General features: G+C 42.1%; 17 protein-coding genes. 2 read left to right on the top strand and 15 right to left on the bottom strand.

Features of this window, described 5'->3' with window-relative positions; all coding sequences use genetic code 11:
• Window positions 1-100 precede the first annotated feature (100 nt).
• Window positions 101-1,495, top strand: a complete 1,395-nt coding sequence (locus Q7J63_RS19555; RefSeq protein ID WP_304888661.1) for an APC family permease — start codon at window positions 101-103, stop codon at window positions 1,493-1,495.
• Between the two features lie 307 nt (window positions 1,496-1,802).
• A complete protein-coding gene (locus Q7J63_RS19550) occupies window positions 1,803-3,017 on the top strand; it encodes a GAF domain-containing sensor histidine kinase (protein WP_304888659.1) in 1,215 nt (404 codons plus the stop codon).
• A 21-nt stretch (window positions 3,018-3,038) separates the two neighbouring features.
• Here Q7J63_RS19550 and Q7J63_RS19545 read toward each other — a convergent pair whose 3' ends face one another.
• The 15 genes from Q7J63_RS19545 to Q7J63_RS19475 all read right to left on the bottom strand — a co-directional run bounded on the left by Q7J63_RS19545 (window position 3,039) and on the right by Q7J63_RS19475 (window position 19,486).
• Window positions 3,039-4,184, bottom strand: coding sequence for a 1-acyl-sn-glycerol-3-phosphate acyltransferase (locus Q7J63_RS19545; protein ID WP_304888657.1), 1,146 nt, complete (start codon window positions 4,182-4,184; stop codon window positions 3,039-3,041).
• A gap of 128 nt (window positions 4,185-4,312) precedes the next feature.
• Window positions 4,313-6,502 (bottom strand): acylase, encoded by a 2,190-nt coding sequence (locus tag Q7J63_RS19540; RefSeq protein ID WP_304888656.1) that lies wholly within the window; start codon window positions 6,500-6,502, stop codon window positions 4,313-4,315.
• Window positions 6,503-6,604: 102 nt separating this feature from the next.
• The gene (locus Q7J63_RS19535; RefSeq protein WP_304888655.1) at window positions 6,605-7,459 is read right to left on the bottom strand and encodes an alpha/beta hydrolase family protein; all 855 of its coding nucleotides are present in this window, start codon (window positions 7,457-7,459) and stop codon (window positions 6,605-6,607) included.
• 152 nt (window positions 7,460-7,611) lie between these two features.
• A complete protein-coding gene (locus tag Q7J63_RS19530; RefSeq protein ID WP_019600523.1) occupies window positions 7,612-8,829 on the bottom strand; it encodes an acetyl-CoA carboxylase biotin carboxylase subunit family protein in 1,218 nt (405 codons plus the stop codon).
• A 16-nt stretch (window positions 8,830-8,845) separates the two neighbouring features.
• Window positions 8,846-10,273, bottom strand: coding sequence for a M17 family metallopeptidase (locus tag Q7J63_RS19525; protein WP_304888653.1), 1,428 nt, complete (start codon window positions 10,271-10,273; stop codon window positions 8,846-8,848).
• 95 nt (window positions 10,274-10,368) lie between these two features.
• Entirely contained in the window at window positions 10,369-11,505 is a 1,137-nt protein-coding gene (locus Q7J63_RS19520; protein WP_304888652.1) for an alpha/beta hydrolase, read from the bottom strand.
• A gap of 90 nt (window positions 11,506-11,595) precedes the next feature.
• Window positions 11,596-12,090, bottom strand: coding sequence for a hypothetical protein (locus Q7J63_RS19515; RefSeq protein WP_304888651.1), 495 nt, complete (start codon window positions 12,088-12,090; stop codon window positions 11,596-11,598).
• A 4-nt stretch (window positions 12,091-12,094) separates the two neighbouring features.
• Complete coding sequence (locus Q7J63_RS19510; protein WP_304888649.1) at window positions 12,095-12,802, bottom strand: 16S rRNA (uracil(1498)-N(3))-methyltransferase; 708 nt, start codon at window positions 12,800-12,802, stop codon at window positions 12,095-12,097.
• Between the two features lie 141 nt (window positions 12,803-12,943).
• Window positions 12,944-14,707: a DEAD/DEAH box helicase gene (locus tag Q7J63_RS19505; protein ID WP_019600528.1), complete on the bottom strand. Its 1,764-nt coding sequence runs from the start codon at window positions 14,705-14,707 to the stop codon at window positions 12,944-12,946.
• A gap of 269 nt (window positions 14,708-14,976) precedes the next feature.
• A complete protein-coding gene (locus tag Q7J63_RS19500; protein WP_304888648.1) occupies window positions 14,977-15,237 on the bottom strand; it encodes an acyl-CoA-binding protein in 261 nt (86 codons plus the stop codon).
• 222 nt (window positions 15,238-15,459) lie between these two features.
• A complete protein-coding gene (locus tag Q7J63_RS19495) occupies window positions 15,460-16,746 on the bottom strand; it encodes a citrate synthase (RefSeq protein WP_019600531.1) in 1,287 nt (428 codons plus the stop codon).
• Between the two features lie 302 nt (window positions 16,747-17,048).
• Window positions 17,049-17,468 carry a BrxA/BrxB family bacilliredoxin gene (locus Q7J63_RS19490; RefSeq protein ID WP_019600532.1) on the bottom strand — a complete coding sequence of 140 codons (420 nt, stop codon included), beginning with the start codon at window positions 17,466-17,468 and terminating at the stop codon, window positions 17,049-17,051.
• Window positions 17,469-17,485: 17 nt separating this feature from the next.
• Window positions 17,486-17,827, bottom strand: a complete 342-nt coding sequence (locus Q7J63_RS19485) for a DUF59 domain-containing protein (protein ID WP_019600533.1) — start codon at window positions 17,825-17,827, stop codon at window positions 17,486-17,488.
• Window positions 17,828-17,834: 7 nt separating this feature from the next.
• Window positions 17,835-18,266, bottom strand: coding sequence for a SufE family protein (locus Q7J63_RS19480; protein WP_019600534.1), 432 nt, complete (start codon window positions 18,264-18,266; stop codon window positions 17,835-17,837).
• Window positions 18,263-19,486 (bottom strand): cysteine desulfurase, encoded by a 1,224-nt coding sequence (locus Q7J63_RS19475; protein WP_019600535.1) that lies wholly within the window; start codon window positions 19,484-19,486, stop codon window positions 18,263-18,265. The genes Q7J63_RS19480 and Q7J63_RS19475 overlap by 4 nt, the downstream gene beginning before the upstream one ends.

Below are 19,486 nucleotides of genomic sequence, written 5' to 3'. Positions count from 1 at the left end.
TACCTAAAATTAATCATTTTTGGCTTAAATTGGATTACCTACTTCGATAATTTTTTACATGTAAATTATTGCATTTGAGTTACTTAAATATTTTTTAATAATGGCAGAACACATAAAAAAGAAAAGTGACGGGATGGGAGATGAACCTGAGGAGGCTGAAATGTTTTGTCCCAAAAAGCGTTTGAGGACGGTCGATGCGGTCGCCTTGATCGTCGGGATTGTCATTGGAGCGGGTATATTCCGAACGCCTTCCTTAGTGGCGGCAAATGTCGGATCTGGGGTGGAAATAATTCTGGTATGGGTGATTGGTGGCTTGGTTTCCTTGATCGGGGCACTCTGTTATGCGGAACTGGTGAGTACTTTCCCCAACACAGGAGGTGATTATTATTTTTTGAGGCTGGCTTTTGGGAAGCGGATCGCATTTCTTTTTGCCTGGGCGAGAATGACAGTCATACAGACTGGTTCCATAGCCTTACTCGCCTTTATCTTTGGAGATTACGCAAGCCAGATCTATTCTTTAGGTAAATTTTCCGCTGGCATCTATGCAGCATCCGTAGTGCTATTCCTTACGGTTATCAATATTGCCGGAATAAGAAAAGGGACCGAGACACAAAAATTACTCACTGTAGTGGAGGTACTGGGACTGGCACTTGTGATTGTAGTTGGCTTTTTCTTTGTGCCAGAAGCTGAGTTTTCCATACTTCCCGATTCCCACCCATCATCAGACAATTCAATGGGCTTAGCTATGGTGTTTGTCCTGCTTACTTTTGGGGGATGGAATGAAGCTGCCTATATCTCTGCCGAAATGCGCTTCGGCCAAAGATCAGTGGTAAAGGCTTTGATGATGAGTATTGTTTTGATTACGGTTATTTACCTTCTAGTCAACCTGGCTTTGTTGAATGCCTTGGGTCAGGTTGGTATGTCCGGATCTGAGGCCGTGGCGGTAGATCTTATGAGGTTGGCGTTTGGGAAATGGGGAGTCCTGATGATTTCCGCATTGGTGGCAATTTCTGCATTGGCCTCTGCCAATGCCACGATATTTACGGGCGCACGTTCCAATTATGCAATGGGAAGGGATTTCGCTGGATTTGAACTGATCGGGGATTGGAAAGTTAAAAATTCCGTACCTGTCAATGCCTTTTTGCTCCAGGGTTTGATTTCCTTGATTCTGATTGGCTTGGGTCTTTTCACCCGCAGTGGTTTTGAGACCATGGTTGAATATACTGCACCGGTATTTTGGTTTTTCCTATTGTTGGTAGGCTTATCCTTGTTTATCCTTAGGAGGAAAGAACCTGAAGCCATTCGGCCTTTTCGAGTACCATTTTTCCCCTTGCTTCCCATTGGATTCTGTATGACAAGTCTTTATTTACTTTATTCCAGTATTGTGTACACCAGTTGGGGAGCGTTTTTGGGAATAGCAGTTTTAGGTTTGGGTTTATTGTTACAGTTCATAAATCCATCCCTACTTGAGGATATTGGAAATGGTTCTGAGTAATTGTTTTGTGTCAAGTTGTTTTTTGGTGTTCAGGAAGATAGCCGTTCGCCATTTGGGGCTTGTTTATTGATTTTGAATCGTATTTTCCGTAGGTATAATTTCAGTGAAAGAATGGAAAAATGTTGTGATATGCCGCTCATTGAATCCTTTTTTCTTTATTTAAATAGGAATACTCAAATTAGGGTTTCATGATCAAAAACATGCGATTTAAATCCAGTTGGGTTAATTAGGAATATTTTTTTTCTGATAAGTGAAATATTTAGCTTTAATTTGATAATTAATTCACCCAAAAATTATATTTATTTTCATGTCAGGCAATTCAGTCATTCCTAAAAATGAACTAGAAAGGATTATTCGGCTTAGTGAATTTGATTTGGATTACTTGGACTTGGAGGACAATTTCAAGGACTTGACCAGACTTGCAGCTAAGGTAGCCAATACGGAAATCTCCCTAGTCAATCTCATTGATACCTTTACCCAATGGAGTGTTTCCAGCCATAATTTGGATTTGAAGCAAATGTCCAGAGATCAGTCTGTGTGTCAATATACCATCATGGATGAGATTCCCTTAGAGGTCAAAGATCTTTCTCAGGATGATCGCTTCAAGGATAAAGTATATGTCACGGAAGGACCGGAATTGAAGTATTATTTCGGGATTCCATTAAAAGTAGGAGAAGGTATTAATTTTGGGGCCTTGTGTGTTCTAGACAAGTATCCCAAAGAAATCAGCCCCGAGAAAGTTGAACTGCTTCAAATCATTGCCTCTGAAATCGTGAATAGGATAAAAGCGATCAAAGCGATTCAGGATCTGAAGAATGAAGTAAGGGAAATCCAAAAAACCAATAAAAAAGTCGCGCATGATATCAGGGGGCCGATAGGTGGAATCATTGGTCTTGCTCAGATCATCCAACAACAAGGAGACGAAAACAAACTTGAAGAAGTGTTGGAGTTTATTCATTTGATTCAAAAAAGCGGGAAATCCATCTTGGAGCTTGCAGACGAGATTTTGACGGAAGATTATAGGTTGCCAAAAGAAATGGTGAAAAAGATCAATCCGCATACGGAATTCAATCTGGTCACGCTCAAGCAAAAGATCGTGGACATGTATGCTCCGCAAGCCTTGCTCAAGAACATAGAATTGCTGGTCATCAACAGCAACATTTCCCAAGAGGTTAATTTCCCCAAGAACAAGCTGATGCAAATTGTCGGGAATTTGATTTCCAATGCATTGAAATTCACTCCCGAGCAAGGAAGAGTTACCGTTAATCTGGACTTGGAGGAAGAAGAGAACAGGATCAACTTAAAAATCAAGGTCCGGGATACAGGAGTTGGATTGACTCCTGAAAAAATTGAGGAAATCACCAATGGTGTTTCCAGTTCTGTCAATGGCACCAATGGTGAAATGGGATATGGCTTTGGATTGAATCTGGTCACACATCTGATCAATAGCATGAAAGGCACTTTTGATATCACCTCCTCTAAAGATAATGGAGCGGTGTTTTCGGTCGAGTTACCGCTTTGATAAGTGTTGGTTTTGGAGGAGTCAGTTTTTCAACTCCTCCAAAACTCTTTTTTGATTGTTTACAGGATTGGCATACATGGCCAGAAAGCTTTTTACTGCCGTTGGATTGTTGAGATCAACTCCTTTTCTAAATCTTTTTTCAAACAGGGTTTTTTCATCAGCAGTATATTTGTCAGCATACTCAGCATCTTCATACAAAAGGTCGTGGGCAATGTAATTGGTTGGCCATAATTTGTACCCGGCGAGGATGTGTCTGTCGAGTAGGTCTGCCAATAGCTGAAGTTGCTTGCTTGGGACGGGTTCTGTTTTGGAAATCAACTCAATATCCGGAGTCAGAATCTCCCCAATGTGAATATGGATTCTTTTTTTCTGACCGATGATGCCATTGAGGAGTGTCAAGAAATCCTCATTTTCACCTTTTACATATATTTCTGAATTTGCTTTCGCTAGCAATTCGGGCATTTTAAGCACATCAGTCGGGTCATATTCATAGGAAATGGAAACCGGAACGACATTTAGTTTTTTGAAGTACTCAATGGCTGTTTCATCATTTTCTGTGGCCATCGACAACATTTTCAGTACGCCCCTGTGTGTGACATCGTTTCCATCCTTGGTCCTTCCTTCCCGCTGTGCAATCCAAACCGATCGGTTTTCTCTGATCAAGGAATGTCGGATATAGGCGGCAACGTTTTTGGAACTCCCTAGCAATTCGCGGGATTGCAGTCCGCGTTTGATCATAAAATTTCTGGTGATCCGAGAAAGGGTTCTCAAGAAAGGCTTCTTTACCAAATTGTCACCAATAGCAGACGTAGTCATCGTCAACCCATGTTCAAAGAGACAGGAGTTCAAAAGTGAGGTGTCTAAAATAATGTCTCGATGATTGGAAATGAAAAGGTAAGAACAGTTTTTTTCAAGTTTTTCGAATCCAGAGGTGGTCAAACCCTCAGAGCTTTTTTCCAGGACCTTTTGTATTCCAGGATAGATGAAGTTGATCTGAAAATCCCTAATGGAGTGGCAATGAAGCATCAAGTCCTTCCAGTAATCGTCAGCAACACCAGGGAAAGTGAAATTCATCATCGCCTTCAACATAGGATGATCGATGATTTCGCGGATGGCTCCATTTACTTCAGTATCATAAAAAGGTCTTATATCTTCAAAAGATGACATGCTTTAGTGTTTAGTGCTTCTGCAAAGAAACAAAATTTTAACCAATTGGACAGATAGGATTTTAACTAGGGATTGTTTTATACGGGCAAAAATCGAAAATTCAGGAAAACAAAGCCCATATTTAAAGATTAGTTCTGCTGGAGGGTTTGTTTTTCTCCGGGTTTGTATTGGAAAGCTGTATGCTTCTCCACATCATTTCTGTAGAAATTTACATCCTTGAAAACACCTTTTGAGTACATTTCTGCCTGATCATCAAAATGAGGGGAGGATGGATCACCACTTTGACCCCCGGCCAAAATGCTTTTCGCCTTTAAAGTTTTTCCAAATTCTACCACGGCGACAAAGCTGTTGCCTACGTTCCCATACCATTTCTTGGTATTGGTGTAGGGCCTGCTGCCAAAGGCTGCCAAAGAACCCCATTGGGAGGAGGTGAATCCCACGGGTAAGCTGGCTTTGGAATCGTCAAATTCTGGTGCGATGTTTCCTGTGATTCGTTGAAATCGGTTTATTTCTCCCCAAGGGGTCTTCCATGTGCCAAAATCATTTTCTAATCTTTCGAGGGCTTTTTCCAGTGCCGAGATCTTCATTTCATCGGAAGCATGCTCGGCCAAGAAATCAAAAACATAAACGTTTTCGGGTCTTTCCAAGGTTCTGGTATCAGCCAAGAGCTGGGTTGCCCAAAAGATGGCAATGGAGGTTCCAACAGATTCAGCATGGGTTTCTTTGTCCCAATCTCTTAAGACTTGGATGGGATTCCGTAGTTTGGCTTTGTTGGGATTTTTGTTGGAAAGGTTTTCATAAGCTTGAAACAACGAAGGAATCAAAGGTTCAAAAGCCATCAAATAAGGATCATAGGCTGTTTCGATCAAAGATTCAAGCGTGAAATCCTTTTTACCAGTCAAAACCCTTACGGCATTGAGCCCTCGGGCATTTTCCTGATCCCAAGCTACGTAGGAAGGGTAATCGGAAGGTTTTGGACTGTAAGGACCTGCTGCGGTAAAAGGGCTCGAGTTGCAATTTTGGATCCACCCATTGGTTGGATTGTGAAGGTAAATCATCTCTTCGAGTCGATGCAGACCTTTCCAATCTGTTTCTGGGTTACTGCCATCCACTACTCCTTTCCAATCGAATTCCGGATTCCTGATAGGAACAAAATTTCCATGATAGTAAACGATGTTTCCATCCCGATCCGCGTAAACGGTGTTGTTTGAGGAATTGGTTTTGAGGTTCATCACGGATTTGTATTCGTGGTGGTTTCTTGTCTTGGTTCTCTTGAAAGATTGGGTGAGTGCTTTTTCCCGTTCTACCATCAGTGAAATGGCTATCCATTTTCCGCTTTCTTCCCGGATTACAGGCCCATGATGGCTATAGAAGGCCGTAATTTCCCTTTCTAGGATTTGGTCATTTTCCTTGTACTTTAATTTGATTGTTTTCTCCTCCAAGGGCCTCCATTCCTCACCAAATCGATACTGGTATTTTCCTTCTTTCTCTTCTACTGTTAATGCGAAATGGTCAATGGCATCCGCCTTACTCGAAGTATGCATCCATCCATTGAATTCGTTGAATCCTTGGTAAACAAAGAACTGTCCCCATGTCACTGCTCCGTAGGCATTTAATCCTGTTTCACTTACCATGTGGACTTCCGGACGAAAATAAAACGAGGTATGTGGATTGATCAAGAGCAGCGCATTCCCATTTTTGGTTTTCGATGGAGAGATGGCAAAACCATTTGAACCCTTTGGCTCTTCATCAAAATTCCTTTCAGTCAAAGTCAAATTGTTGCCGAAATCTTTGTCGTAAAATTTTTTGAGATCGGTTTGGGAGATCGTCTCGATGTCTCCACCGATACTTCCTTCACTGAAAGTAAGCGCCATCCAAGGTTCAAACTTCGTGATGAGTTTTGGTTTTGTCTCAGGGTGGGTGTATAGGTAATAATTGATTCCATCGGCCCAAGCATCCATAAGCTCTTGTAACCATTCTGGACTGTTTTCATATTCTTTTTTAACGACTTCCTCATCTATATAAAGCTTCATTCTGAGGTCAGCGTAAAGTTGATTGCTTCCTTCGACCTCCGCCATCCTTCCCTGTGAGACGATGAAGTTTACCTCAACCCTGTTGAAATCATCCTCGCATTGGGCGTAAAGCAAGCCGAAGACTGCATCGGCATCGGTTTTTCCATAGACATGGGGAATTCCCCATTGATCACGGATGATTTCGGTGTTTTGGGAACGCAATTCCCAGCGAGCAAGATCTGTTTGCGCAAAACTGAGGAGACTGCAGCTTAAACCTAAAAGAAGAAGTATGGATTTTTTCAACATTCGGTGGGTGTTTAATTCATAGGTTTAAAATAGGATAAAATATCCGATTACCTATTGATTTTCATTATAAAGCCCTATTGTTTTGAGCAAGGATGGGATTGCTTACTGTAAATTTTTCTTGAATTCTCTGCTGATAAACAGCATGTGAAAGGGGAGTGCATCTGACCAATATTCCCAAGTATGCGCTCCTGGCCTTTCGGTATATTCATGTGGTATCCCATTTTCGAGCAATAACTGATGGATTTGTCGGTTGGTGGCGATCAGGAAATCATCCACACCACAATCAATAAGCAAAGCAATGCCATTTGATTTCATCTTGTCCACCAATCCTACTGCCGTGTATTGGCTAAAAGGAGAATCATATTGTATTTCACCCAACATCTTGGCTTGGTCTTGTCGTCTTTGGCTGGCGAACTCTGGATTGACCGTCCACAATCGGGTGTCGATATTCATGACTCCACTCATACTTCCCGCAGCGATAAATAATTCCGGGTTCTTGGCACTCAGCATCATTGCTCCGTGTCCACCCATGGAAAGTCCTGTAATGGCACGGCTTTTTCTGTCTGAAATGGTCTTGTACTTACCATCGATAAAGGGAATCAATTCCTTGGTGAGATAACTTTCGTATTGGACAGAATCCATCTGTGGGCTATCAAAATAATAACTCGATGGACCAACTCCCGGAGTGACGATGAGCACTTGGTACTGATTGACCAAATCGATCAGCAGGTTGGGGTCAGTGGTTTTGTTGTGCCAATCGCTGAATCTTCCCGATCCCCCATGGAGGAGATACACTACTGGGAAGTTGTGCATGGCTTCTTTGTAGCCGTCAGGGAAGACTACTGCTGCCTTCAGGGTTTTGTCCATTACCTTGCTGTACACTTCTACGGTGTCCACCTGTCCAATGGCTTGAAAAATAAAAAACAAAAGAAACACGCCTGTTAGGAGCTTTTTCATGATTAAAAGAGGGTTTATTGGGGAAGCAAACAAAGATTGATGTTTTAAAAGGGATGATTTTTATTCTTAAATTTTTTAAGAAGATAATGAAGTGAGAAGACCAATCCACAACTTGGTTAATGACAAGTGAAGGATTGGTCCCCGTTATTTCCCTAGTGGAATTTCTTCAATTGCTCTTGTTGGGCGACTGAGGAAAAACCAGTTGTTAGGCGTTCCGCATAGTCATCCAATAGGGCAAGGACACGCTCCTGTGTTTTGGCCTTTACGATAAGTCCTGCGTGATATTCCAGCGGAACCCTGAAATACACTTCTGGATCATTGAACTCTGACAAATCCGGTTGTTCGAACTTGGAAAGTGTCAAAACGATCCCAGCATAGTCTTTCCGGACTTTGGGCAATTTGTATTTATACCCTTTTGCAAGGGAATCCTCAATTCTGGCCCATTCTTCCCAAAGGTTTACGCCGGTAGCGGCCTCCACCATTTCAGCCAAATGGGCACCCCCTACGCGGGAGGAAGTTTCCAGGAAGTATATTTTACCATCTTCTTTGGACTTGATGAACTCGGTATGTGTCGCACCGCTTTTCATTCCAAATGCTTTCATGACTTCACTGTTGGCCTTGTTGATCGCCTTGTCGTCCTCAGATTTGTAGGGGAGATTTGCACTTCTGAAGATTCCTCCGCCTTGGGAAATTTCCATTGGGGTGGATAAGTATCTCGATACGGTACAAAACAAGGTTTTTCCTTCCAGGTTCAATCCGTCCGCATGGAAGACATCTCCAGGCTTGAATTGCTCCACGAGATAACGGATTCTATTTTCTTCCAATGCATGGATATGGTGCCATAGGCTTTCTTTGTCTTCCACCTTGATGATGCCATTTGCGGAAGCTTCAGAGCGGGGCTTCAGCACCCATGGTGCGGGAACGGTATCGGCGAAATGATTGATTTCGTCATCATTGAAAAGCGCTGCAAATTCAGGAACCAAGACGCCTGAAGATTTTGCTTTCATGCGCATGGCCAATTTGTCACGGAAAAACCTACCGGTGGTTTGTCCCATCCCGGGAATCCGGAGGTTTTCCCTCAGAAAAGTAGCCTTTTCGACATCATAATCATCCAATGCCACGATAGATTCCACTTTGTTGGATTTCATCAAATTGGCAACTCCGAGCAAGAGATGATCCATATTCCAGTCCAGATCCTGACCGGGCATGTAGAAAATCTCATCGATGTAAGCAAAGGGCCAAGGTTTGTCCCGCAGGTTTTCGGAAGTGATGAGGTAAACTTTGTTGCCCAATTTTTTTAACTCGGTCAAAAATGCTCCGCCTTTAAAAAAGTTGGAGACACAAATAAAGGTTTTAGCGGTCTCGGCCATGGTCTATTTATTTTTTTTATATTTTCTCCAACAAATTAAGCAATAAATGCATACCAAATCCAGTAGCATGTTTGGTTTTTGCAAATTCCGAATCCCCGAATGCAGTTCCCGCGATGTCGATATGTGCCCAGGAACCATGATTTTCTGTAAAAGCCTCCAAGAACTTTGCGGCGACGATGGCACCTGCAAAGGGTTTTCCATGGTAATTTTTCAAATCGGCAATTTCACTTTCGATTTCAGGTTGATATACATCCCAAAGTGGCAAAGGCCAAACTCTTTCCCCAATACTTTCCCCACTTTTCTGGAGATTTTGGGATAGATCGATGTCATTGGTAAACAAGGCGGCACATTCATATCCGAATGTACCGACCGTGCTGCCTGTCAAAGTAGCCAAGTCAATCACGGAATCGGGCTGATGATTTTTGATCAAATAAGAAAGCCCATCTGCAAGTATCAATCTGCCTTCGGCATCCGTATCGATGATTTCAATTGTTTTCCCAGCATAACTTCCGATTACATCAGAAGGGAGAAACGCTTGATTGTCCACCGAATTTTCCACGCAGGGAACGATAGCAGTAACTTTCACGGGCAATTTCAGATCGGCGATGGCTTGCATGGCACCCAAAACAGCCGCAGCACCGCCCATATCACATTTCATGTGGACCATACCGGCGGTTTTGATGTTCAGCCCTCCGGTATCGAAAGTAACCCCTTTTCCGACGAGACCGATGTGTTTCTTGGGATTTTCAGGATTGTATTGGGCTATGATGAACTGCGGTTCTCTGTGGCTTCCCTGACTGACGGCCAAAAAAGCATCCAGATGTTGTTCTTTCGCTTCGGCTCTTCCCAAGACCTTGACTTCAAAGCCAAATGTCTTCCCCGCATTTCTTGCCCAATCGGAGAGGTATTCTGGGGTGACGGTATTGGAGGGAAGATCGACCAGGTTAAATACCTGAAGTTGGGCGTTTGCGATTTTCGAAGCTCTTTCCGCGATTTTTTCCGCATCCTCAAATGAGGAAGAAATCCGGAGAGAAACGTTCTCCCAATCCAATTTGGGTTCTTCTGTTTTTTTGAAATGCCCCAATCGATAGGTGCCCAAATAAAGCCCGGAAACTGCAGCCTCCAGAAAAGAATCCTTCATTTCTTCCTGAATTGCCAATAAGGCCCCTTTTTCAAACAAGCGCGATTGCTTGGCGGTCAACCTCCGGAAAGCCGTTTGTATTGTTTTGTAGTCAGGATTTTTCCCCAAACCAATCAAAAGATAGGTCCTTTCAGACGCAGAGTCTTCCAATAGGAATTGGGTATCTTTTTTTCCTGAAAAAAGGACAGAGGAGATTTTGAGCTTTTGAAAATCTGTAGGGTATCGGAGCGATTCACTTTCCTCAAATGGAAGCAGAATCAATCCTTTGTGATTTTGTGGGAGACGATCAATCGATATTTTCATGTTTTTTTGGAATGGGGTGAAAAGCAGGTCAAAGGGTACCGGCATTTGGGATCAGTGGTGGTCGATCTCTTTGATGAATTAAGAGATCGGAAATCTTATGCCTTATCGTTAAAGAACAACCATTCAATTGCCTTTGGGAATTCGTCACTCCAATAGGTCTCATTGTGTTTGCCTTCTTCATTGATACTGAGATTGATTTTCATGTTTTGCCTTTCGGGATCGTTTTTGCGAAGACGTTTTTTGAACTTCACAACATGTTTAACCATCGTCTCACTTTCTTCACCTCCAGCGTATAGGTATATTTTGGTTTCTGCGGGATCGTAAAAATCAAGGAAGGAAAATTTTATTTTAGGGATGACCCATAGGGAAGGGGAGAAGATCATCAATTTTCCATACACCTCAGGATACATCAGTCCACTAAAGATACTCACGAGTCCGCCCATCGAACTCCCACCAATTCCCGTGAATTCCCGGTCGGGTTTTGTCCTGAAATTTTTATCTACGAATGGCTTTAGTGTATCGGTCACAAAACGGATGTACTTTTTTCCCTGTCCTTCACCGAGCAGTGTTTTTCCGACATTGTATTCCAAAACCCTTTCTTTTTCCGCATGCTCGATGGCGATGATGATGATTTTACCAATCCCATAGTCAGACATGACGGCAAGTTTTTTGTCGATTTGCCAGTTGCCATAAGCAGCATTTTCATTGAAGAGATTTTGGGCATCTTGAAGATACAGCACAGGATATACCTCATTCGAAGTGTCGTAGTCGTGTGGCAACAAAGCCCACACCTTACGGGTTTTATTCAATTGGGGGATCTCAAACTCCTTGGAAATGAGGTGAACTTTGGGGAGTTGGCTGGGCCGAAAAGGCAGCCAGTTGCGTCGCCACCTGTATACATGTTCTTCTCGAATCCCCTCAAATAATGTACAGGAGCGATTTGGGGTCTTGTTTCCATATTGGTCAATCTCCACTTCAGACCAATCTCCCTTTGTGAATTTGTACAACAATTCTTCTGGGAATTTGAAATCACCGGGAAAACCAAACGCATAATTCCCTTCGGACACTTTTTCTAAGAGGAACCTTCTGTCTTGTGTTTGCCAATTGTTGAAGTTCCCGGAAATATACACGGGTCTATCATCGTCATCATCTGTAGAAACCTGGATGATGAAGCGGGTGTTTTTCTCGATGTGATTATCAGGAGTCAAAACCGAATCTTCTTTAAAAGCCATTTCATAAATTCATTTAGCCAATTATTTCCAACTACTGGGTGCGAATAGTTTTTGGCAATGGATGATAAAGTGAGATTGTAATCTATATAATTAAAACCGAACGGGTGAAAGCCTGGTTTCAGGTTCTTGGATCATGATGAAAGATTCACCCTCCTTGGCATGGCAACCGTTGCAGCCTGAGGTGAGGGCTCTGAATCCCAGAATAAAATCATCCTTGTTTTTCTTTGAAATCACAGCTTCCATTTCAGGAAGGGTTTCTTCCATAAAGGATTCGGCGGAGGCCGCTCTCACGGGTCTTCTTTTCAAGCCGTCTTCCATTGCTTCCACAATGTGCTCTACTTGGTGATCTGCGTAAGCCCAGTTTTCATCCATCCCTGCCCAGTACAGTTCACTGTACCGATAGGAGACTTCCATCATCGTCCGACTGAAACCGCCCAATTGGTGCGCAATTTCTTCCATTTTTTCCTCGGTGTTGCCTTTGAGCCAACCCTTTTCACCGACAGCGGTGACTGCGTCATCTACGGGTTTGATTTGACAGGACCAAGCGAGCGAAGCGCCCAAAATATAGAGGATGATTTTTTTCATAAAATTATTCGTTGTTGACCAATTGGAGGGTGTGAACAGCGGCAAGTCCCGCCGTCTCTGTTCTTAATCTGCTTTTCCCCAATGAGCAAGGGAGGAAGAAATTGGAAAAAGCCAAGTCCAGTTCTGCTGGCGAGAAATCTCCCTCTGGGCCTATAAGTACAAGATAGGAATTTTTTGGTTTTGCTTTTTTAAACAGGTGTTGGTCATTTTCTTCATCTACATAAGCGATGAATCTCTCAAAGGTATCAAAGATTTTATCTTGTAACAAATCCCTTATAGGCCTGACTTCATTCAATTTAGGAACTCTGGTTTTGAGACTTTGTTTACATGCGGAGATGATTTTTTTCTCCAAACGCTCTAGTTTTAAGTGGCCTCTTTCGGAGTTGGTTGATTGCATCAGTGTGATTTCATGGACACCAATTTCCGTGATTTTCTCAACCAGCCATTCCATTCGGTCTGCATTTTTGGTCGGACAAATGGCCAAGTGGATGTAAAAATCATCCTCTGGAGTAAACAACCTTTCCTGAATGGCCAAATGGCATTTTTTGGGATTGGGGTCGATGATGACGCAAGTGAAAAGAAAGCCTTTCCCATCGGTAAAAAACACTTTGTCCCCCTTTACTTTTCGCAACACTTTAACAAGGTGTTTGGACTCGTCTGCATCGAGATCAAAGCTGTTTCCCTGTATATTTTCATGGAAAAATAGTTGCATAGATTATATTGGTGATTGAATAGCTAAAATAAGCAATGGATTTGAAAGGTAGTGGATGGCCCCAAAAAAATCATAAAAAAAGCGCAATCTCCAAGAGACTGCGCTTTTCTACTGGACTGGATTTTTGATCCAATCTATTGTTTATCCTTTTGAGATTTCAATGGTCAAAGACTGTCCTTTGATGGTATTGGTTCTCATGACACTGATCACGTGTTCTGCATCCTTGGAAGGTACATCCACAAAAGAGAAGTTGTCAAAGATGTCAATGCCACCAATGCTTCTACCGGGAACACCTGTTTCTCCAGCGATGGCACCTACGATGTCATTTGGTCTGATACGGTCTTTTTTACCTAAACTCAAGAAAAGTCTTGACATGTTTGGCTCTCTTTCGCTTTGCTCACGAGGGCCTCTTTCTTTTCTTGGTCCACGGCTATCAGAAGAACCTCCTCTGCTATCACCACGGCTGTCAGATCTAGAGAATCTATCTCTTCCTCTTCCAGAGTCACGCTCTCTTGAGTCTCTTCCGCCTTCTCTTCTACCGCTTCCGCCTCTTTCTCTGTCACGACCAACTTCCAATTCGAAATTCTGGTCCTTCATGTGCTTCACAGCATCTCCCATTTGCATTTTAATCAATGCAAGGGCGATTTGATCCATGGTCACGCCTTCTGCCAATATCATTCCGATTGTTTCTTCGAAGAAAGTATTGTCAGATTCTTTGGCCAAAACGCGGTGAACATCTTTCACCATCTGCGCTTTTTTCAATTCAACCAAATCTCCCACTGAAGGGGGATCCATTCTTGAAATGGTAGTTTTGATAAATCGCTCAAGATCCTTGAGGCGAAGTGTATCTTTTCTTCCGGTTACAAAACTGATGGCCATTCCTGACTTACCAGCTCTTCCGGTTCTACCGATTCTATGTACGTAATTTTCTTCGTCTAAAGGAAGGTCATAATTGAATACAACTTCCACATTTTCAACGTCAATACCCCTTGCAGCTACGTCTGTAGCAACCATCACAGAGCAAGATCCTTTTCTGAACTTGTTCATTACTTTGGTACGCTGCGCTTGCGAAAGATCTCCGTGAAGCGCTTCAGCCATAATACCTTTAGATATCAAAGCTTCTGTAACTTCATCCGTTGCTCTTTTGGTATTACAGAAAACCACACTCAATTTAAATTGATTGAGGTTCATCAACCTTGTCATCAATTCAATTCTCAATGAAGGTTTTACTTCGTAATATGCCTGAGAAACGTTTTCTACAGTCAATTCTTTCCTCAAAACCTTTACAATCTCTGGATTGGTTTGGAATTTTCGAGTCAAGTCCAAGATTGGCTTTGGCATAGTAGCGGAGAAAAAGACAGTTTGTCTTTCTTTTGGCATTTCGCTCAAAATCGTTTCGATGTCCTCTCTAAAGCCCATGTCCAACATTTCATCTGCCTCATCCAGCACAATAAGGCTGACGTGGTCTAGATTCAATGTTCTTCTTTCCATATGGTCCATGATCCTGCCGGGAGTACCAACTACGATCTGAACACCTTTTCTCAAACTCCTGATTTGTCTGTCAATCGCTTCTCCTCCATAAATGCAGGTGCTGCTGATTCCTCTTTTGTGTCGCGACAATTTCACGATTTCACCTTCCACCTGAACAGCAAGTTCACGCGTCGGGCAAAGGATCAAAGCTTGGGGTTTGTTGATAGAAGCATCCACCAAATCAATGATTGGGATGCCGAATGCTGCAGTTTTACCAGTTCCTGTTTGTGCTTGACCGATCACATCGTGTCCGGCAAGTAAAAAAGGGATGGTTTGTGCTTGAATTGGGGAAGGATGGGTATAGCCCATATCTTCCACTGCCTTTAGGATTTCGTCCGAAATCCCAAGGTCTGAGAATAATAATTCTTGTTCCATGAAGTGTTTCCTTACTTCTCTAAACCATGTATTCCTAGAAGTATCCCAAAGTAAGCGACAGTAAGGGAACCCACGGTTAGAAAAATGTTATAATTTTAATTCGGATGCAAATGTAGGTTTTATTATTTTCAATAGCAAATCTATTTCTAGAAAAATAGAATATATCTCAAGAAATGACCCTTTTTATTGAAGATAATTTGGTTTTGGGGTTGAAATGATAGAAAAAGTAATAATCATGACTGGTTTTGAATTTTCCAGCCATGATTATTTCAACTGTATTTGGCCGCAATATTGTTCACAAGGGCAATGTATTCTTCGGCAGCTTCATTCTTGGATTTGCCTGAAAAATTAGACCAGCTGTTGTATTTTGCCGCTGCCACAAAATCAAAACCGCCGGGTCTTTCAGTGTTGTTGTCTCCTTCGGTCGCTTGTTTGTACAATCCGTAGAGTTTTAATAATTCTTCGTTGCTGGGCTTACTGGTAAATTTTTTGGTCAATGCGACTGCCTCTTCCAGGGTATTTGCGCTCATAAGTAAACTATTTATAGGTTTTAAGTTTCCAAATATAGGTGAAATGGCAAATTTATCCTTACTTAATCATTGATATTAAACCCGAAATCTGTATCAGATTTCTAAATGGGGTTGAAGTGAGGGGGATTGGTTTTCGGAATGGTGAATTTTTCTTCCAGTATGGAAACAAAAAAAAACCACCGATCAATTCGGTGGTTTTTTTTAAATCAAAAGATGGTTTGATTATCTTTTGTTCATGGTCACATAATCCCTTTCGTTTGCGCCAGTGTAAACTTGACGTGGTCTTCCGATAGGTTCGTTGTTTTCTCTCATTTCTTTCCACTGGGCAATCCAGCCTGGAAGTCTTCCCAATGCAAACATCACGGTAAACATATCAGTAGGAATACCCAAAGCCCTGTAGATGATTCCCGAGTAGAAATCAACATTTGGATAGAGTTGTCTATCAATGAAATATTGATCATTTAGTGCGGCATGTTCGAGTTCCTTGGCGATTTCAAGAATTGGATCTTTAACGCCCAACTTGGCCAATACATCATCCGCTGCTTTTTTGATGATTTTAGCTCTTGGATCAAAGTTTTTGTAAACCCTGTGTCCAAATCCCATCAATCTGAATGGATCATCTTTGTCTTTGGCTTTGGCCAAATATTTCTTGGAATCACCACCATCAGCCTTGATGGCTTCCAGCATCTCAATGACGGATTGGTTGGCTCCGCCGTGCAAAGGTCCCCAAAGTGCATTGATACCTGCGGATATGGAGGCGTACAAGCTTGCTTGAGAAGAACCGACAATTCTCACGGTGGAAGTAGAGCAATTTTGTTCGTGATCGGCGTGAAGAATCAGCAATTTATCCAAGGCACTCGCCACAATTGGATCAACATCATACCTTTCCGCTGGAAGGGCAAACATCATTTTCATGAAGTTGGAGCAGTAGTCCAAACTGTTGTCAGGATAGTTGACTGGATGACCCACTTCATTCTTGTAGGCCCAAGCAGCGAATGTCGGCATTTTTGCAATTAACCTGATGATGCTGAGATCTACTTCGTCTTTGGATCTGTTGGGATCCAAGGAATCTGGATAAAAAGCAGTTAAGGAGCAAATCATGGAAGATAAAACGCCCATTGGATGTGCATTGGAGGGGAATCCGTCCAATATTTTTTTGATGTCCTCATGCACCAAAGTATGCGTGGTAATTTCTCTAGAGAATTTTTCGTATTCGGATTGCGTTGGCAATTCACCATAAATCAGCAAATAAGCCACTTCAAGGAATGTGGATTTTTCAGCAAGGTCCTCGATTCTGTATCCTCTATACCTTAAAATACCGAGTTCTCCATCCAAAAAGGTAATGGCACTTTTAGTGGCTCCTGTGTTTTTGTATCCCGGATCAAGGGTGATTAAGCCTGTATCAGCGCGCAATTTGGCGATATTGATGGCTTTTTCATTTTCAGTGCCCTCTACTACAGGCAATTCAAATTCTTTACCTCCGTACGATAACTTAGCAAATTCGGACATAAGTCTTATGTTTATTTATTTTGGTTTTCGATTCAATTTGGGAAACTGCAATTAATGCCCTTAAGATAGTAAAAACACCTATTATTTAAAGGATTAATATTATCAATGGCAAAAAGAGTAAGGGTGATTTTATACAGCAAATCAACAATTCAGAATATTTTTTGTTACAATAAATTGATTGTAAAATAATACAAAAATGAATTTGATTTAATAATAATACATAAATTTCGCTGCAAATGGATATTTCTTACCCTTTCACTCCATATTCGGAATGGAAATAAAAAAAGCCCCGAAGGGCAATTTTATTTACAAAATTCTTCAAAAACTTCAACTAAATGAGCACCGATCATTTGGGCATTTCTACCTTCGATATGGTGTCTCTCAATAAAGTGAACCAATTCTCCGTTTTTGAATAAAGCCATGGCTGGAGAGGATGGGGGATAAGGCAGTACCAATTCCCTGAATTTTTCCACCGCATCTACATCGTTTCCTGCAAATACAGTTGCCAAAACGGTTGGCTTTATGCTGCTATTTTCAAGGGCCATTTTGACCCCCGGTCTAGCGGCACCTGCAGCGCAGCCACAAACAGAATTCACCACGATGAAGGTCGTGCCTTCATGGTCGGTAAGGTGACTTTCTATGCTTTCTGCAGTCTTGAATTCTTGGAAACCGATATCGGAAAGTTCCGCACGCATCGGTGCGATTAATTGCTCTGGATACATATATATAGTGATTTATTTTAAAGGAAACCTAATTCTAATTTGGCAGCTTCAGACATCATGTCTTGGGAATAGGGGGGGTCGAAGGTCAATTCGAGCTCTACATGATTGATGCCTTCAATCTGTTCGATTTTACTTTTTACTTCAGAAGGAATGAATTCCGCGGAAGGACAATTTGGAGATGTCAAGGTCATCATAACAAACACATTGTTGACAGGATAAACGCTGATTTCATAAATCAAACCAAGTTCGTAAACATCCACAGGAATCTCTGGATCATAGACCAATTTGATGGCATTGATCACTTTTTCCTTGAGTTCTTGTGTAGGTATTTCCTGCAAATTATTTGTAGAGTCAGACATATTCTTATCAAGCGTTCAATTTGGCTGTATAAGCCAGTGCATACATTTTCATTTGTTTGATCATGGCCGCAAGTCCGTTGGACCGCTGGGTGCCAATGATATTCCCCATTCCAATTTTCTGGATGAAGTTCAAATCTGCATTAAGGATTTCTTCTGGCTTCCTTCCCGAAAGGACCCTGATCAATAGACTGATCAAACCTTTGGTAATATCGGTATTGGAATCGGCCAGAAAAACAACCTTGTTGGCATCTACCTTGGTGGTTAACCAAACTTTGGATTGGCAGCCTTTGATGATATTCTCTTCTGTTTTTTCTTCCTCTGGAAAATCAGGAAGTTGTGCGCCCAATTCCATGATATAAAATATCGTGGATTCGCGATCCTCTCCAAGTATGCTGAATTCTTCTATGATTTCGTTTTGGGCTTCCTGGATGCTTTTCATTTGTTTTTGATTTTCGCTATTTTAGCTACACTTTCTACAAGCTTGTCAATTTCAGATTCGGTATTGTAAACAGCGAAGGAGGCTCTAACAGTTCCCTCGATCCCCAAACGTTTTATCAAAGGTTGGGTACAGTGGGTTCCGGTTCTGACTGCAATGCCATTTGCATCCAACATCATCCCGACATCAAAAGGATGCATGTCCTTGATGTTGAAGGAAATCACACTGACTTTTTCTTTTGCGGTCCCTACCGGGACAAACCCTTTGATCTCCGCCAATTTTTCGGTGGCGTATTCCAGTAACCTGGTCTCATGGGCAAGAATATTTTTTTTGCCCAAACCAGAAATGAATTCCAATGCTTTTTGGAAAGCAATCACGTCCGCAATATTGGGCGTGCCTGCTTCGAATTTGAAAGGCAAAACATTATAAATTGTCTTCTCAAAACTGACTTCCTTGATCATTTCTCCACCACCTTGGTAAGGAGGCATGCTTTCCAGCAATTCCCTTTTTCCATACAATATTCCCAGACCTGTTGGTCCATAAAGTTTGTGGGCAGAAAAAGCCAAGAAGTCGCAATCCAGGTCTTGCACGTCGATTTCCAGATGACTCGTAGATTGTGCGCCATCCAGGAGTACCTTCGCACCGACAGCGTGTGCTTTCGCAATAATTTCTTTGACTGGATTGATGGTGCCCAAAGTATTTGAAGCATGAACGATACTGACCAGCTTTGTTTTGTTGCTGAGCAATTTCTCGTATTCCTCCATCAGGATTTCCCCATTGTCCTTGATGGGGATTATTTTCAAGAGCGCACCTTTTTCATCGCAAAGCATCTGCCAAGGCACGATATTGGCGTGGTGTTCCAGCGTTGAAATGATGATTTCATCCCCTTTTTCGATAAATTTTCTCCCAAAAGTGGATGCAACCAAATTGATGCTTTCGGTGGTCCCTTTGGTGAAAATGACTTCAGCCGCTTCTTTCGCATGGATGAAATCCCTGACCAAAGCCCTGGTATTTTCGAAATACCCCGTAGCCCTGTCTGCCAAAGTGTGTGCGCCGCGATGGATATTAGAGTTGTCTTTGTAATAATATTCCGTCAAAGCTTCTATCACACTGATGGGCTTTTGTGTGGTAGCAGCATTGTCCAGATAGACCAAAGGTTTTCCGTTTACTTCTTGATGAAGTACAGGGAAAAGTGCTCTGATATTTTCAATATTTATCGACAT

Origin of the sequence: Rhodonellum sp. (genome assembly GCF_030656585.1) — a bacterium.
Taxonomy (GTDB): Bacteria; Bacteroidota; Bacteroidia; order Cytophagales; family Cyclobacteriaceae; genus Rhodonellum; species Rhodonellum psychrophilum.
Note: the sequence above shows the minus strand (reverse complement) of the source record. Positions and strands in the feature narration are given on the sequence as shown.

Excerpts from the sequence above, each read along its gene's own strand:
- Q7J63_RS19505 (WP_019600528.1), bottom strand. The coding sequence starts at position 14,707 with ATGGAACAAGAATTATTATTCTCAGACCTTGGGATTTCGGACGAAATC.
- Q7J63_RS19490 (WP_019600532.1), bottom strand. The coding sequence starts at position 17,468 with ATGTATCCAGAGCAATTAATCGCACCGATGCGTGCGGAACTTTCCGAT.
- Q7J63_RS19520 (WP_304888652.1), bottom strand. The coding sequence starts at position 11,505 with ATGGCTTTTAAAGAAGATTCGGTTTTGACTCCTGATAATCACATCGAG.
- Q7J63_RS19530 (WP_019600523.1), bottom strand. The coding sequence starts at position 8,829 with ATGGCCGAGACCGCTAAAACCTTTATTTGTGTCTCCAACTTTTTTAAA.
- Q7J63_RS19540 (WP_304888656.1), bottom strand. The coding sequence starts at position 6,502 with ATGTTGAAAAAATCCATACTTCTTCTTTTAGGTTTAAGCTGCAGTCTC.
- Q7J63_RS19510 (WP_304888649.1), bottom strand. The coding sequence starts at position 12,802 with ATGCAACTATTTTTCCATGAAAATATACAGGGAAACAGCTTTGATCTC.
- Q7J63_RS19515 (WP_304888651.1), bottom strand. The coding sequence starts at position 12,090 with ATGAAAAAAATCATCCTCTATATTTTGGGCGCTTCGCTCGCTTGGTCC.
- Q7J63_RS19500 (WP_304888648.1), bottom strand. The coding sequence starts at position 15,237 with ATGAGCGCAAATACCCTGGAAGAGGCAGTCGCATTGACCAAAAAATTT.
- Q7J63_RS19525 (WP_304888653.1), bottom strand. The coding sequence starts at position 10,273 with ATGAAAATATCGATTGATCGTCTCCCACAAAATCACAAAGGATTGATT.
- Q7J63_RS19485 (WP_019600533.1), bottom strand. The coding sequence starts at position 17,827 with ATGTCTGACTCTACAAATAATTTGCAGGAAATACCTACACAAGAACTC.
- Q7J63_RS19535 (WP_304888655.1), bottom strand. The coding sequence starts at position 7,459 with ATGAAAAAGCTCCTAACAGGCGTGTTTCTTTTGTTTTTTATTTTTCAA.
- Q7J63_RS19480 (WP_019600534.1), bottom strand. The coding sequence starts at position 18,266 with ATGAAAAGCATCCAGGAAGCCCAAAACGAAATCATAGAAGAATTCAGC.
- Q7J63_RS19495 (WP_019600531.1), bottom strand. The coding sequence starts at position 16,746 with ATGTCCGAATTTGCTAAGTTATCGTACGGAGGTAAAGAATTTGAATTG.
- Q7J63_RS19555 (WP_304888661.1), top strand. The coding sequence starts at position 101 with ATGGCAGAACACATAAAAAAGAAAAGTGACGGGATGGGAGATGAACCT.
- Q7J63_RS19475 (WP_019600535.1), bottom strand. The coding sequence starts at position 19,486 with ATGTCGATAAATATTGAAAATATCAGAGCACTTTTCCCTGTACTTCAT.
- Q7J63_RS19550 (WP_304888659.1), top strand. The coding sequence starts at position 1,803 with ATGTCAGGCAATTCAGTCATTCCTAAAAATGAACTAGAAAGGATTATT.
- Q7J63_RS19545 (WP_304888657.1), bottom strand. The coding sequence starts at position 4,184 with ATGTCATCTTTTGAAGATATAAGACCTTTTTATGATACTGAAGTAAAT.